The sequence below is a fragment of the Desulfococcus sp. genome, from assembly GCF_041737845.1.
In the GTDB taxonomy this organism is placed as follows: Bacteria; Desulfobacterota; Desulfobacteria; order Desulfobacterales; family Desulfococcaceae; genus Desulfococcus.
Window position 1 is genome coordinate 12,181 of sequence record NZ_JBGSQX010000131.1, and the last position, 13,930, is coordinate 26,110.

Here is a 13,930-nt window from a genome sequence, read left to right on the forward strand (position 1 = left end):
ACAGCCAAATTGTAATCATTCTATCCCATCCCCTTCTTCGACCAATCGTCCTTCCTGCAGCGTCACCCGTCGGGCCATGTATCCGGCGAGTTCGGAACTGTGGGTCACCACCACGAGGGTCATGCCCAGTTCCCGGTTCAACTCATGGAGCAGTTCATGGATGTGATCGCTGTTCTTCTTGTCCAGGTTGCCGGTGGGTTCATCCGCCAGGAGCAATGCCGGCGACAGCACCAGTGCCCTTGCCAGGGCGACGCGCTGCTGCTCCCCCCCCGAGAGCTGGTTGACGCGATGTGTCAGGCGGTGCTGGAGGCCGACCTTGACCAGCAGCCCCTTGGCGCGCTCCTCCGCCTCGTCCTTCTTTCGACCGTTGATGAGCAGTGGCATCATGGCATTCTCGAGGGCGCTGAACTCCGCAAGAAGATGGTGAAACTGAAAAACGAAGCCGATGGATTCGTTTCGAAATGCCGCAAGCCGCTCCGGGTCGAAGGCAAACACGTCCTCGTTCTTGAAGAGGAGCGTGCCGCGATCCGGCCGGTCCAGAGTCCCCAGAATATGGAGGAGCGTCGATTTGCCGATTCCCGACGGCCCCGTGATGGCGACGGTCTCCCCCTGTTCAAGGATGAAATCCAGCTCATTCAGCACCTCAATCCGCCGGATGTCCGAGTTGAAGCTCTTGCAGATCGCCTTTCCCTGGACGAGCGGTACGCTCCGGCCTGACCGGCCCATGGTGAACCCGCCCCTATCCATGGCGCAGCGCCTCCACCGGATTCAGTCTGGCGGCCTGACCCGCGGGATAAAGCGTCGCGACCAAGCTGATGAGCAGGGTCGACAGGCTGATCAGGGCCACCATGGGCCATTCGAGCTGGACCGGGAGGGTGGTGATGTAGTAGACATCCGACGGCAGCTTCACGAATTCATAGCGTTTGAGCAGAAAACAGAGAAGCACCCCCAATCCGCCCCCCAGCAGGGTGCCGAACAGGCCGACGGCAACCCCCTTGAAAACGAATATCCTGCGGACGCTGGCATCGGTCGCCCCCATGGTTTTCAGGATGGCGATATCCCGTGTTTTTTCCATGACCATCATGATGAGGGAGCTTGAAATGTTGAAGGCGGCCACCAGGACGATCAGGGTGAGGAGGATGAACATCATGGTTTTTTCGAGCTTGAGGGCCGAAAAAAAATTTCGGTTCATCTCCATCCAGTCTTTGGCCGCATAGGGCGCCCCCAGGTCCGTCAGGATGCCGTCGGCGATTTTTCCCGCCCTGTAAATATCCGTCACGCGCAGCTCGATCCCGCTGACGGTCCGGCCCATCCGCATCAGGTGCTGGGCCTCCGCCAGGTGAATGAAGGCCAGGGAGCCGTCATATTCGTACATTCCGGTTTCAAACAGGCCCGCAACCCGGAAGCGTTTCATGGCGGGCATGTGGCCCACGGGCGAGATCATCCCCCGGGGGGAGATCAGGTAGAGAATGTCCCCCTCGATCACCCCGAGCGAGCTCGCGAGTTCTCGGCCGAGAACGATGCCCGGCAGACCGGCTCCCCTCTGTTCCCCCTCCGCGACCCGGACCCGCAGCCCCGACAGGACGGCCCCGTCCTGACCCGGAATCACCGGCCCGTCCCCGTCGGGGTCGATCCCCCTGACGACGGATCCGGCGATCCCCGCGTCCGACCGGAGCATGGTCTGGGTGGCGATGAAGGGCGTCGCGGATGTCACCCCTTCAATGGACCGGAGTCGCCGGCTGATCCCCTCATAATCCGTGAACTGACGGTCGGTTCGCTCCAGCACGATATGGGGATCGACCCCCAGAATCCTTTTCTTCAGATCGGATTCAAAGCCGGCCATAACCGCAATGACCACGATGAGCGCCATGACGCCCAGGGTCACCCCCGCCACGGAAAGAAACGTGATGAGCGAAATGAACCGCAGTTTCTGTCGCGACCTGAGGTAGCGACCGGCGATGAAAAGTTCAAAAGACATGACTGTCCGTCCGAATTGGCCGAGCCCGCGGCAGCCCGCTCCCGGGGGCGGCAGGGGCGGGCAAGGCGCCTTATTTCGATTTCATGTGCGGGAACAGAATGACCTCCCGGATGGATGCGGCATCGGTCAGCAGCATGGCCAGGCGGTCGATCCCGATCCCCTCGCCGGCGGTGGGCGGCATCCCGTACTCCAGGGCCTCAATGTAATCCTCATCCATGAAATGGGCCTCCCTGTCCCCGGCCGCCCGGTCCTCGACCTGCTGCAGGAAGCGCCCTCTCTGGTCTTCGGGATCGTTCAGCTCCGAAAAGCCGTTGGCGATCTCCCGGCCCGCGATAAAGAGCTCAAACCGTTCGGTCAGATCGGGCTGCGCATCGCTCCTTCGGGAGAGGGGCGACACCTCCACCGGATATCCGGTGATAAAGGTGGGCTGGATCAGTTCGGGTTCCACGAGGGCATCAAAAAGCTTGGTGATCACCTTGCCCAGACGGCCGGTCTTGGTCATCTTGATGTCTTTTTCCGCCGCGAAGGCGAGGAGTTTTTCCCTGTCGTCCAGGATTTCGGGGGGCACGCCGCCGATGGTCTCCAGGGATTCGGCCAGGGTCATGCGGCGCCACCCCTTCGAGAGATCGATGGTGTTGCCCTGGTAGGTGATCCGGGTGCCCCCCGTCACCTCTTCCGCCACGCGGGCGAACATCTCCTCGGTCAGGGCCATCAGGTCCGCAAAGGTTGCATAGGCCTCGTAGAACTCGACCATGGTGAATTCCGGGTTATGCTGGGTCGAGACCCCTTCATTCCTGAAATTGCGGTTGATTTCAAAGACCCGCTCGAAGCCGCCCACTACCAGGCGCTTGAGATAGAGTTCGGGCGCGATCCGGAGGTAGAGGTCCATGCCCAGGGCATTGTGGTGGGTCACAAACGGCTCGGCTTCCGCCCCGCCGGGGATCGGCTGCATCATGGGCGTCTCGACCTCGAGATAGCCCCGCTCCAGGAGAAAGCTGCGCACCGCCTGGATGATCCGGCTGCGCTTGAGGAAGATGTCGCGCACCTCGGGGTTCATGATGAGATCGACGTAGCGGCGCCGATAGCGTTTCTCCGGATCCTTCAGGCCGTGAAATTTCTCCGGGAGGGGCCGGATCGCCTTGCCGAGCAGACGGACTTCGGAGGCGAGGAGCGTCCACTCCCCGGTTTTGGTCTGGAACAGGGTGCCGACGATCCCGATGAAATCCCCTACATCCATCTCCTTGAAGAGTTCATAGGCCGGGGCGCCCACCTTGTCGTGGCGAACGTAGGCCTGGATCTGGCCGTCCTGGTCCTTGAAGCGGATGAAGGCGGACTTCCCGAAGCGGTTGACCGCCATGATGCGCCCGGCCGTCGAGAAGACGGCATCGTCGGGCCGGCCTTCGGGCATATTCTCCACATACCGCTGGATCGATAAAATCCCATGGGATACCCTGAAATCGTTGGGGTAGAGGTTGATACCCCTTTCTTTCAGCTCAATGGCCTTCTGCTTCCGCTTCAGCAATACGTCACTTTTTTCCATGTCGTCGTTTTTACCCTGTCGTCTCTATATCTATTTGAAACCCATACGGGAAAATACTGCGGTTCCGCAAAAAGACCGATATTCCCGCAGCGCGTGCACCCTGGACCGCGCCACAGCGCCATTGCGCCGCATTCCAGGGAATTTTCCGGCCGTGATCCCGGACTGTCGACGAAACCGTCTGAAATGCGTCTTTTTACAAGATGTTCCCATTTGACTTCCCGGCAAAATGCAGGCTGGGAATGCTATGCCATTCAGGATACGGTGTCAACCCCAAGTTCTTGCAGCGATTGCCGTCCGCCCGGCGCCGGCGGGATGTCGGCGGCTTCCAACCGCGGACCGTCCTATTTCATCCAGTCCGGTATGCCGGTTGTCTGGGACGGTTCGGGCGTCTCCCGGGGGGGGTCCGCCCCGGGGGGCTCCGGCAGACGACGGGCGGCAGGCGGCGCCCCCGAAGGCACCGTCCGGCCCTGCACGGGGGTGAACGGCACATACCCGGTCAATCCCGGCTCCACGACGGCATAGTTGGGAAAGTGAAGAAAACCAGCCACATCCGCTATAAACTGCCGCTCCACCGGGTCGGAGGAGCCGTCCGCGGCGCTGACATCATACATGAACCGGATCAGCATGGAGATATCGGCATCCTTCTTCACCTGCGCGATGGCCGCCACGCAGTACCCGTAGCCCGCGAGGACGTTGCCGGATTCATAGATGGACATGTACTTCGACAGGGTATGGGTGATCTCTTCCGGGGAGAAGTAGTTGGTGATCCCCTTCTCCGCCAGGCTGATCAGCAGTTTGTGCTCCTCGCTGGCACGGTCCCGGGCGCTCTTCTCCGCCAGGCCGGTGTTCATGATAAGAACGCATCCGGCGATGATGGCCTCGAAAAGGTCCTGGTTCAGTCTTCGGTCGATCTTGTGCTTTGTCTCGGCCGCCTTGCGTTTGGCGGTCTCGGCGGCCGTGGAGAGGCCCTCCTTGAGCCGACTCATCAGATCTCTCATGGTTCTTCCTCTCTATTTCCCCTTCCAGACGGGCTTCCGTTTTTCGATAAAGGCGGTGACCCCTTCCCGGGCATCCTCGGTGGTGCACAGCCTGGCGAACAGCTCGGCGTTGTAGGCGAACCGCCGTGAAAAAGGCATCTCCTGCATCTTCTGGCAGAACTCCTTTCCCAGACGGACGGCCGTGGGGCTTTTTGCGGCCAGCTTCCGCGCCAGGGCCAGGGTCTCCTCCTCAAGCCTGTCAGCGGGAACGACCTTGTTGACGAGGCCCAGGGCCTCGGCCTCGCGGGCGTCGATCATGTCGCCGCAAAGCAGCATCTCCATGGTCTTCTTTTTGCCCAGCCGGTCGGCGATGGGGATAATGGGCCCCGTGCACAGGAGGCCCACGTTGATGGCGGTCGTGCCGATCTGGGTCTCTTCGGAGATGATGGAGAAGTCTGCGGCGAAGAGAAGACCCGCGCCGTTGGCTACGGCGTACTTGTGCGCCATGGCGATCACCGGTTTTCCCATGTCCGCGATGGTGAAGTGCATTTTTTCCATCAGGGATATCCACGTGTGGTATTCCGAAGGGGATTTCCCCGGGTACTCCGTAATATCGATGCCCGTGGAAAAAACCTTTCCGGCGCCCTTCACGATGACGACCCGGACGGCATCGTCCGCGTCCAGGTCTTTCAGGGCTTCGTTCAGCTCCCGGGCCATTTCCGAACTGAAGGTATTGAACTGTTCCGGCCGGTTGAGGGTGATTGTTCCGATGTTGCCGTCCCTGTCTACGATTACCGTATTGAAGGCCATGCCGCTCTCCTTGCTTTAATGATAGGGGCCACCCGTCCGGATGGGTATGTTGGGTTTCGTCATCGACGGCCGCACCCGCTACTCGTCGGCCGCCCCGGAATCCTCGGGGAAAAATTTCAGGCGTCCGTCCGCCATGCGGCACGCGACGCCCAGGGGTCTCAGTGTTTCCACCAGCGGGCGCCCGAACAGGAAACCCGTCATCTCCATCGCGACCAGCCCCCGCTCCACCACAAGCACCCGGAGATGAATATCATACAGAACCTTCTCCCGCAGTTCCTGAACGGCCGCGGGGTCCCGATCCCTCACGCCGGCAAGAAGGTTCGGGAGGTCATTGTAACCGCACCGCGCCTGGTGATCCTCGATCAGCTCCCAGAGCCCCTCGGCCCCTCCCAGCAGCATTTTCCGGGTCAGCCGGTCCCGCAGGCAGACGGCTTCGATCTCCGTGGTATCCCAGCATTTCAGCACCCGGCACTCCAGGGGCCGATTCTCATAGATGCGGCACCCTTTCAGGACCTCGTCGTAGTAGATGCAGGTCCAGGCGTCGCCTGCGCCCCGGATCTTGATGAGATCGCCGTCGACGGGGTGGATGCCCCCCCGGATATTGTCGTGCGCCGGCTCCCCGCCGCGGATGGTGAACAGATGGGCGGGCGGCAGGATGCCTTCATCGACGAGACGCCGGTCCTCCAGATGCAGGGATGGGCCGCCCTTCCTGCAGCATGTGCCGCATCGCCTGCAGCCTCCTGTGCTGTTGTCGTCCATAGGGGATCCTGACGTCCTTTCCCGACGCCCGTGCTTCAAGGATGGCCGATGTCGGCGGCCCCGAAAGCCCTGAGGCGTCGATGGGTCTATATCGCATCTGGCTGGAAGGTTTCAATGGATAAATGGATCCGGCGCCTCCTTGGGGCTGTTTTTCTTTTTTTCCTGAATTTTTCATCGACCCCGCTCGGAGGGATTGACTTTTCCGCCGGTTTGGTCTACCTTCCGGTTGACTTTCTACAAAATTATGGATTTATTGAGATTACCTTTCAGCACAGGGAGGACGGGGCATCAACATCATATCTTCTCCCAAAGACATGCAGTCCTTCGCCGATCAGGCGAGGGCAGGCGGCCGGGTCATCGCTTTCATCCCCACCATGGGGTATCTTCATGACGGGCATCTCTCCCTCATCCGGGAGGGTTGCCGGCACGGGGACGAGGTGGTGGTGAGCATCTTCGTCAATCCCACCCAGTTCGCCCCCGGGGAAGACCTCGCCTCCTATCCCAGAGCCTTCGAACGGGACTGCCTCCTGGCGGAGGGCGCCGGCGCCACGACGATTTTCAGCCCCGCCGAGAGAGATCTCTACGGCGATGGGTACCAGACCTTCGTGGCGCTGGAGAAACTACCGTTTCACCTCTGCGGATTATCCCGACCGACGTTTTTCAGGGGGGTGGCCACGGTGGTGTCCAAGCTCTTCAACATCGTCAAACCCCACGTCGCCGTTTTCGGTGAAAAAGACTATCAGCAGCTTCTGGTGATCCGCCGGATGGTCAGCGATCTCAATTTCGATATCCGCATCATCGGGGGGCCCATCATCCGCGAGGCGGACGGGCTTGCCATGAGTTCCCGGAACAGCTATCTTACCCCCGGTGAAAGGCAGCGCGCCCTCTGCCTTTCAAAGGCCCTGAAACAGGCGGAAGCCATGGTTCGCGACGGGGTCAGCGGCGCCGCGGACCTGATCGACGCCGCCCGCAAGATCATCACCGCGCACCCCGACGCGGTCATCGACTATATTGAAATCTTTGACCCGGAAACCATCGAAGCGGTCCAGACCGTCGACGGCCCCGCCCGCATGGCCCTGGCTGTAAAGATTGGAACAACCCGCCTGATCGACAACACCCTTTTACTCCCATAATACAACCGCCGCCGGAGTCATGCCCGAAATGAAGCCCTTTACTGCGGTAGGACATGAATTCATGAGCGGTTTCAAGAATCGAGACAACAAGGAGAGCTGCGCATGACTGATAATTACTTATTTACGTCTGAATCGGTGACCGAGGGACACCCGGACAAGGTCGCCGACGCCATATCCGATGCCATCCTCGACGCCATCATGACCCAGGACAAACGCTGCCGCGTGGCCTGCGAGACCCTGGTCACCACCGGCATGGCCGTCATCGCCGGTGAAATCACCACCGAATGCTATGTCGACATGCCCCAGGTGGTGCGCGACACCATCCGGGATATCGGATACCATTCCTCCCAGATGGGGTTCGACTGGCAGACCTGCGCCGTTCTCACCAGCATCGACCACCAATCCCCGGATATCGCCCAGGGGGTGAACATCGGCGAGGGCCTTTTCAAGGATCAGGGTGCGGGCGATCAGGGCCTGATGTTCGGTTTCGCCTCGGATGAAACCGAGGAACTCATGCCCATGCCCATTATCTTTGCCCACAGGCTGACCCGCCGCCTGGCCAAGGTCCGGAAGAACGGCGCCCTGGATTTCCTGCGCCCCGACGGCAAGGCCCAGGTCACCATCGAATACGAAAACGGCGCCCCCAAACGGGTCGACACCATCGTCATCGCCGCCCAGCACAAGCCGGACGTCACCTACGATCAGCTCCGCGAAGCCATTATCGAAGAGGTGATCAAGAAGGTCATTCCCAGGAGCATGATCGACGGGGACACCCGGTATTTCATCAACTCCACCGGAAAATTCGTCATCGGCGGGCCCATGGGCGACTGCGGCCTCACCGGACGCAAAATCATCGTGGACACCTACGGGGGTCAGGGGAGCCACGGCGGCGGCTGCTTCTCCGGCAAGGACCCGTCCAAGGTGGACCGCAGCGCCTCATACATGGCGCGCCATGTGGCCAAGAACATGGTTGCGGCGGGCCTCGCCAAGAAATGCGAGGTCCAGATCGCCTATGCCATCGGCGTTGCACAACCGGTTTCGATCCTGGTCGACATGATGGGCACCGGCAAGATCCCGACGGTCCGCGCCAAGGACATCATCCTGGAAACCTTCGACCTTAGGCCCGCGGCCATCATTGAATACCTCGACCTCTTGAAGCCCATCTACCGGAACACCTCCGCCTACGGCCACTTCGGCAGGAACGAACCGGGCTTTACCTGGGAGCAGGTCAACAAAGCCGATGTATTGAAAGACAGGGCCGGCATTTAGAAAGGAGCCCATCATGACCGTTGTCAGCATCCAGAAGGAGAACCCGGAATGCATGCCGCTGGACCTCTCCCTTCCCTATAAGGTCGCCGATATCGCCCTTGCGGAATACGGCAACAAGGAAATGAAACTGTCCGAGAACGAAATGCCCGGACTCATGGCCGTCCGCGAGAAATACGGCGCAGTGAAGCCCCTGGCCGGGCTCAAGGTCACCGGCAGCCTCCATATGACCATTCAGACCGCCATGCTCATTGAAACCCTGAAAATTCTGGGGGCCGACATCCGCTGGGCGAGCTGCAACATCTTCTCCACCCAGGACCACGCGGCGGCGGCTGTCGCGAAAAACGGATCGGCCGCGGTATTCGCCTGGAAGGGGGAAACCCTCCCCGAGTACTGGTGGTGCACCGAACAGGCCCTGATCTGGCCCGACGGCTCGGGGCCGGACCTCATCGTGGATGACGGCGGCGACGCCACCATGTTCATCCACCAGGGGGTCGCCGTGGAAAGGGATCCGTCCCTGCTGGATCGCGTGTACGACAACAAGGACATGTTCTACCTCATGGAACGTCTGCGTTCGACCTGCGGGACAACCCCCGGCCAGTGGACCCGCAGGGTCGGAAAGATCCAGGGGGTTTCCGAGGAGACCACCACGGGCGTCCACCGCCTCTATCAGCTCTCAGAGAAGAATGAACTCCTCTTTCCGGCCTTCAACGTCAACGATTCCGTCACCAAATCGAAGTTCGACAACCTTTACGGATGCCGGGAATCCCTGGCCGACGGCATCAAGCGGGCCACCGATGTGATGATCGCCGGAAAGGTCGTCGTGGTCTGCGGCTACGGCGACGTGGGCAAAGGGTGCGCCCATTCCATGCGGGGCTACGGCGCACGGGTGCTCATCACCGAAGTCGATCCCATCTGCGCCCTTCAGGCGGCCATGGAGGGCTTCGAGGTGGTGACCATGGAGGATGCGGCCCCCGAGGGAAACATCTTCGTCACGGCTACGGGATGTTACCACGTCATCACGGGCGCCCACATGGAGCAGATGAAAAACGAGGCCATTGTCTGCAACATCGGCCATTTTGACAATGAAATCGATATGCGTTACCTGGAAACCTCCCCGAACTGTACCCGGGAAAACATTAAGCCCCAACTGGACAAATGGACACTGAAATCGGGGCGCTCCATTCTCGTTCTGGCGGAAGGCCGGCTGGTCAACCTGGGCTGCGCCACGGGGCACCCGAGCTTTGTGATGAGCAACAGCTTCACCAACCAGTGCATGGCCCAGATCGAACTGGCCGGAAAAACCTACGCGGTCGGCGTTCACACCCTTCCCAAGAAGCTGGATGAAGAGGTGGCCCGGCTTCACCTGGCCAAACTGGGCGTAAAGCTGACCCGCTTGAACGCCCTCCAGGCCGAATATCTGGGCGTCCCGGTGGACGGACCGTTCAAATCGGAGCTTTACCGGTATTAAAAAGAAAGACCCGAAACCTCGGATATGCCAAGGCCCCGGACGTGAAATCGTCCGGGGCCTTTTTTATCCGTCGATCCGCCCCGCTTCCGCCGTCGCTGAGCCTCCGGAGCCCCGGCCTCTTCCTGACAGCGATGAAAAAACGGCGTTTTTGACTTAGATCAACCACGGATTATCCTTTGTGGTGTAAATGTGCTCTCCAGAATCGAAACCATCCCCGGCACTCCGGGGATCCCATACCGATCTGGAGAGCGCAGATCGCCATAAAGGAGCGTTTATGAAACCTGTCAGAAAAATACTCGAGATCGATGAAGAAAAATGTGATGGATGCGGCCAGTGCGTCCCGGGATGCGCCGAAGGGGCGCTCCAGGTGGTCGACGGCAAGGCCCGCATCGTCGCGGACCGCTATTGCGACGGCCTGGGCGCCTGTATCGGGGAGTGCCCGCAAGGGGCGCTCCACATCATCGAGCGCGAGGCGGACGAGTTTGACGAGGAGGCGGTTCAGGCCTATCTGGAGGAACAGGCCGGGAAGGCTGACGAAGCACCCGCCCCTGCCCGCGGTTGCCCGTCGTCCCAGGTTCGGGTCCTGGCGCCCTTCGCCGCCGCCGGGATAACGCCGGATCCCGTTGCGCAGGCCGGAGAGATTCCGTCGGAACTGACCCACTGGCCGATCCAGATCCGCCTGATTCCGCCGAATGCGCCGTTCCTGAAACATGCCGACCTGCTGGTTCTGGCCGACTGCTCCGCCGTCGCCTTTCCGATGGTCCATCAGAAACTGTTGAAGGGGAAGGTCGTGATGATGGGATGCCCGAAGTTCGACGATGCCAATGACTACATCGAGCGCTTCAAGGCCATTTTCGAGCAGGCGGCCATCAACAGCGTCACGGTGGTGTACATGGAGGTTCCCTGCTGCTCGGCCCTGCCCGCCATTGTTCAGAAAGGCCTCAAGAAAGCGGGCAAAAAGGTGCCCTACCTGGAGCTTGTCGTCGGCAGGACCGGTGAGATCATCAACTGATCGGCCTGAAACAGGAACCGGTTCATCCCGGCGAAAACCGGTTCCCCGGCGTCAGATGTTCCGGTGCTTATGCTTGGCCGACAGGATCGGCGTGTTGACGACCAGCGCGGAGAGGTCGTCCGACCGCCGGATGTCGAGCCTGAAGGCTTTCTGATCGATCTCGAAGTAGCGGGAAATCACTTCAACCATGTCTTTGTGGAGGTTTTTGATGATATCATCGGAGACCTCCAGCTTATCGTATATTAATGCGAATTTGAGCCTGTTTTTGGCGACATCCTTGCTGGTGTCGTCTTTCTTTCCGATGATCTTCCGAAATAAGCCGTTAAACATTTGGCCCCCTTATCTCCCAAGACCGAGTTTGCTGCGAATCTTTTTAAAAAACCCTCCCTGGGCCTCTGGAACCTGTATCGGAAGATCTTCATGGCCATTCAGCCGCATGGCGATCCGGCGGAACGCCTCCCCCGCCTTCGACCCTTTCTGCAACGGCAGGGGAACGCCCGTGTTGGTGGCGATGATGACCTGGTCATCCATCTCCACCAGCCCGATCAGTTCGATCGACAGGACATCCACCATATCGAGATGGCTCAGCATATCTCCGCGGGCGACCATTTCGGGAACGATTCGATTGACCACGAGTTTGGGGGTGATCTGCCGGGCGTAGAGCAGGCCGATCACCCGATCGGCATCCCTGACCGCGGAAACATCGGGCGTACAGATGACCAGCGCCTCGTCGGCCGCGGCAACGGAATTTTCAAAGCCCCGCTCGATCCCGGCAGGACAGTCCATGAGAATAAAATCGAACTCGCTCCTGAGCTGCTCGCTGAAGATGACCATCTCATCGGGCGTCAGGACATCTTTGTTGTCGCTCTGAGAGGCAGGGATCAGAAAAAGATTGTCCACCCTCCGGTCTCGTATGGCCGCCTGCTTGAGCTGACATTTCGATTTGACCGCATCCACGACGTTGAAAACAATCCGGTTTTCCAGACCCATCACCACGTCCAGATTCCGAAGCCCGATATCCATGTCCACGACAGCCACCCGTTTACCCTCCATTGCCAGTGCCGCGCCGATGGAAGCGGTGGCCGTGGTTTTCCCCACACCGCCCTTGCCAGAAGTGACAACAATGATTTTCCCGTCCAATGCTCAACCTCTTACCTTAAAAAGGGTCATCGCCAAAATACGGTGCGTTCAGCGCACCTGCGGCCAGGGCAACCGCCCAAATGGATTGACATCCAGATAATTATCCACCACGATGGCGCCGTTTTCAACATGGGCAAATTCAGCAATTTTTCCAGGGGAGGACGGAAGGCCAGCCGCGACAAAGCTGCCGATCTGAATCTGGGTCGGCCGGAAATCCAGGGCGAATACGATGTTCTCGTCGTTGTCGGGCTGTCCGGCGATGGCAGTCCCCTTGAGGCTACCCAGGACAACGACGTCTCCGCCGGCCATGACCTCGGCGCCGGGGTTGACGTCTCCCAGGATGATGAGATGCCTTTCGGCGGCGACCCTCTGCCCGGAACGAACCCGGCCGGCCAGCATGAGCACGTCGGTGCTGTAGTGATGCCAGGACTGTTCCATGTCTCGAATGCGAATGCGCTCTTCCAGTTGAACCGGCCGCTTCGAAACCTTGTTTTTCTTTTCAGGACGGATGACCGATCCGACGCCGAAGGTCTCCTTGATAAACCCCGAAAGTTCGGTGACCAGATCCTCATGCCCTTCACCGGTCCCGACATCCAGAGTCACGCAACTGTCAACCACCTGATCCTTCAGCTCATTCATGAGCCGGGTGATCTCCTTGACAAGATTCTCGTTGGTTTCCAGAGGATCGACGATGATGCACAGGTTTTTTCCGACACCCTTGAGCCTGACTGGGGTTTTTTCCTGATCCATAACTTCCATTCGCGTTTGACGTAATCACTTGCCGCCGCCGCAATATAGGCGCTGTGCGGCAATCATCCTGAAAGAACTCGCCCGAACTATAGAGAAGATCGCCTATCCTGTCAATAACTCCATGGAACCGACCGGCGCGGCGAATGGATCTCGCACCCGGCGCCCGGCCCGGACGGCGGCGACCCGGGCGCCCCTATTCGGTCGGCTCTTCGGAAACGGCAAACCAGGCTGTCATCGACTGAAACATCTCGCAGTTGCGGCAAAACTCCATCTTTTCATCCCAGCTTTTCTGAATCCGGCCGCGGCATATCATGCCGTTGACCATCCAGCAGAAATCACGGGTCTGGAGCCCCCATGCCGGGCAGGTCCTCCGCATTTCATCCGGACAGTTTTTTACCATCCAGCACGGCTGATTCGAGCGGGTCCTGCATCCTTTCATGGCGGCCAGAAACAGCATCTGCCGCTCGACGTGGGCCGGAATACTTCGCCATCCCTGCTCAAAGCTCTGAACGCCCTTGAGGGAAATCCCCAGCATTGCCGCGAGTTCGCGCTGCGTCTTTTCCAAATGCTGCCGAATCCTTGCAAAAACCGCTTTATCCATGCAGAGCTCCGTGCGCTTTTTTTCATGAGGGCATATCTGAAACGGTGCTTTCCCCAACCCCGGCGGTCCGGTCTATCCTTACTATACTTTCAGTTATCTTCAAGTCATTTTTCCAGGGGGTTCGCCTTTTTCTCCGCGGGCGGATAGCCGGTTGCAAGCGCGTGCAAAATTTCCCCGATGATCGGCACTTTCTCGCGCGCGCATCCTCAGGGGGATGTTTTTGTGACAAAAAGCTTTGATTGGCGTACCACGATATGGTATATCATGGCTCAAAACAAAATCCTTATTATAAATATTATGGATCCAATCTCGAGACCGCCGTCAGATTCGCAACATTTTAACCACATGGAGGGACTTCAATGAGAATTTCAAAAATCGCCGCTGCCCTGATCATCGCCTGCGGCCTCGGTTTTCCCATACAGCAGAGTGCATTTGCGTTGGAGCGGGAGGTGGGCTTCATCATCTACGGGATGCCCACCTGACAGCTTTCCTC

General features: G+C 59.5%; 15 protein-coding genes. 5 read left to right on the forward strand and 10 right to left on the reverse strand.

Annotated features, from left to right (window positions below; translation table 11 throughout):
- Positions 1-15: 15 nt before the first annotated feature.
- The 6 genes from ACEW8N_RS15100 to ACEW8N_RS15125 all read right to left on the reverse strand — a co-directional run bounded on the left by ACEW8N_RS15100 (position 16) and on the right by ACEW8N_RS15125 (position 6,064).
- The gene (locus ACEW8N_RS15100) at positions 16-747 is read right to left on the reverse strand and encodes an ABC transporter ATP-binding protein (protein ID WP_373500667.1); all 732 of its coding nucleotides are present in this window, start codon (positions 745-747) and stop codon (positions 16-18) included.
- Positions 740-1,978, reverse strand: a complete 1,239-nt coding sequence (locus ACEW8N_RS15105; RefSeq protein WP_373500668.1) for a lipoprotein-releasing ABC transporter permease subunit — start codon at positions 1,976-1,978, stop codon at positions 740-742. The genes ACEW8N_RS15100 and ACEW8N_RS15105 overlap by 8 nt, the downstream gene beginning before the upstream one ends.
- Before the next feature lie 70 nt (positions 1,979-2,048).
- Entirely contained in the window at positions 2,049-3,518 is a 1,470-nt protein-coding gene (lysS, locus tag ACEW8N_RS15110; RefSeq protein WP_373500669.1) for a lysine--tRNA ligase, read from the reverse strand.
- 341 nt (positions 3,519-3,859) lie between these two features.
- Entirely contained in the window at positions 3,860-4,516 is a 657-nt protein-coding gene (locus ACEW8N_RS15115; RefSeq protein ID WP_373500670.1) for a hypothetical protein, read from the reverse strand.
- Between the two features lie 12 nt (positions 4,517-4,528).
- Positions 4,529-5,305 (reverse strand): enoyl-CoA hydratase/isomerase family protein, encoded by a 777-nt coding sequence (locus tag ACEW8N_RS15120; protein ID WP_373500671.1) that lies wholly within the window; start codon positions 5,303-5,305, stop codon positions 4,529-4,531.
- 78 nt (positions 5,306-5,383) lie between these two features.
- Positions 5,384-6,064 carry a YkgJ family cysteine cluster protein gene (locus ACEW8N_RS15125; RefSeq protein WP_373500672.1) on the reverse strand — a complete coding sequence of 227 codons (681 nt, stop codon included), beginning with the start codon at positions 6,062-6,064 and terminating at the stop codon, positions 5,384-5,386.
- Positions 6,065-6,351: 287 nt separating this feature from the next.
- Here ACEW8N_RS15125 and panC point away from each other — a divergent pair, with 287 nt between their 5' ends.
- The 4 genes from panC (at position 6,352) to ACEW8N_RS15145 (ending at position 10,946) form a co-directional block, all read left to right on the forward strand.
- Complete coding sequence (gene panC, locus ACEW8N_RS15130) at positions 6,352-7,197, forward strand: pantoate--beta-alanine ligase (protein ID WP_373500713.1); 846 nt, start codon at positions 6,352-6,354, stop codon at positions 7,195-7,197.
- Between the two features lie 102 nt (positions 7,198-7,299).
- Positions 7,300-8,466: a methionine adenosyltransferase gene (gene metK, locus ACEW8N_RS15135; protein WP_373500673.1), complete on the forward strand. Its 1,167-nt coding sequence runs from the start codon at positions 7,300-7,302 to the stop codon at positions 8,464-8,466.
- A gap of 52 nt (positions 8,467-8,518) precedes the next feature.
- A complete protein-coding gene (ahcY, locus tag ACEW8N_RS15140; RefSeq protein ID WP_373500714.1) occupies positions 8,519-9,934 on the forward strand; it encodes an adenosylhomocysteinase in 1,416 nt (471 codons plus the stop codon).
- Between the two features lie 274 nt (positions 9,935-10,208).
- Positions 10,209-10,946, forward strand: a complete 738-nt coding sequence (locus tag ACEW8N_RS15145) for a 4Fe-4S binding protein (RefSeq protein WP_373500674.1) — start codon at positions 10,209-10,211, stop codon at positions 10,944-10,946.
- Between the two features lie 51 nt (positions 10,947-10,997).
- Here the strand turns inward: ACEW8N_RS15145 and minE are convergent, their stop codons facing one another.
- The 4 genes from minE to ACEW8N_RS15165 form a co-directional block, all read right to left on the reverse strand.
- Positions 10,998-11,276 (reverse strand): cell division topological specificity factor MinE, encoded by a 279-nt coding sequence (gene minE / locus ACEW8N_RS15150; RefSeq protein ID WP_373500675.1) that lies wholly within the window; start codon positions 11,274-11,276, stop codon positions 10,998-11,000.
- A gap of 9 nt (positions 11,277-11,285) precedes the next feature.
- Positions 11,286-12,086 carry a septum site-determining protein MinD gene (minD, locus tag ACEW8N_RS15155; RefSeq protein WP_373500676.1) on the reverse strand — a complete coding sequence of 267 codons (801 nt, stop codon included), beginning with the start codon at positions 12,084-12,086 and terminating at the stop codon, positions 11,286-11,288.
- A 48-nt stretch (positions 12,087-12,134) separates the two neighbouring features.
- Positions 12,135-12,836, reverse strand: coding sequence for a septum site-determining protein MinC (gene minC / locus ACEW8N_RS15160; protein WP_373500677.1), 702 nt, complete (start codon positions 12,834-12,836; stop codon positions 12,135-12,137).
- Between the two features lie 193 nt (positions 12,837-13,029).
- A complete protein-coding gene (locus ACEW8N_RS15165; RefSeq protein ID WP_373500678.1) occupies positions 13,030-13,437 on the reverse strand; it encodes a helix-turn-helix domain-containing protein in 408 nt (135 codons plus the stop codon).
- 359 nt (positions 13,438-13,796) lie between these two features.
- On the opposite strand from ACEW8N_RS15165, the gene ACEW8N_RS15170 reads away from it, so the two are divergent.
- Positions 13,797-13,919: a hypothetical protein gene (locus ACEW8N_RS15170; protein WP_373500679.1), complete on the forward strand. Its 123-nt coding sequence runs from the start codon at positions 13,797-13,799 to the stop codon at positions 13,917-13,919.
- Positions 13,920-13,930: the final 11 nt, after the last annotated feature.

What these genes read in the sequence shown, in the direction of transcription:
- ACEW8N_RS15100 (WP_373500667.1), bottom strand. Translation starts at nt 747, where the DNA reads ATGGATAGGGGCGGGTTCACCATGGGCCGGTCAGGCCGGAGCGTACCG.
- ACEW8N_RS15105 (WP_373500668.1), bottom strand. Translation starts at nt 1,978, where the DNA reads ATGTCTTTTGAACTTTTCATCGCCGGTCGCTACCTCAGGTCGCGACAG.
- lysS (WP_373500669.1), bottom strand. Translation starts at nt 3,518, where the DNA reads ATGGAAAAAAGTGACGTATTGCTGAAGCGGAAGCAGAAGGCCATTGAG.
- ACEW8N_RS15115 (WP_373500670.1), bottom strand. Translation starts at nt 4,516, where the DNA reads ATGAGAGATCTGATGAGTCGGCTCAAGGAGGGCCTCTCCACGGCCGCC.
- ACEW8N_RS15120 (WP_373500671.1), bottom strand. Translation starts at nt 5,305, where the DNA reads ATGGCCTTCAATACGGTAATCGTAGACAGGGACGGCAACATCGGAACA.
- ACEW8N_RS15125 (WP_373500672.1), bottom strand. Translation starts at nt 6,064, where the DNA reads ATGGACGACAACAGCACAGGAGGCTGCAGGCGATGCGGCACATGCTGC.
- metK (WP_373500673.1), top strand. Translation starts at nt 7,300, where the DNA reads ATGACTGATAATTACTTATTTACGTCTGAATCGGTGACCGAGGGACAC.
- ahcY (WP_373500714.1), top strand. Translation starts at nt 8,519, where the DNA reads ATGCCGCTGGACCTCTCCCTTCCCTATAAGGTCGCCGATATCGCCCTT.
- ACEW8N_RS15145 (WP_373500674.1), top strand. Translation starts at nt 10,209, where the DNA reads ATGAAACCTGTCAGAAAAATACTCGAGATCGATGAAGAAAAATGTGAT.
- minE (WP_373500675.1), bottom strand. Translation starts at nt 11,276, where the DNA reads ATGTTTAACGGCTTATTTCGGAAGATCATCGGAAAGAAAGACGACACC.
- minC (WP_373500677.1), bottom strand. Translation starts at nt 12,836, where the DNA reads ATGGATCAGGAAAAAACCCCAGTCAGGCTCAAGGGTGTCGGAAAAAAC.
- ACEW8N_RS15165 (WP_373500678.1), bottom strand. Translation starts at nt 13,437, where the DNA reads ATGGATAAAGCGGTTTTTGCAAGGATTCGGCAGCATTTGGAAAAGACG.
- ACEW8N_RS15170 (WP_373500679.1), top strand. Translation starts at nt 13,797, where the DNA reads ATGAGAATTTCAAAAATCGCCGCTGCCCTGATCATCGCCTGCGGCCTC.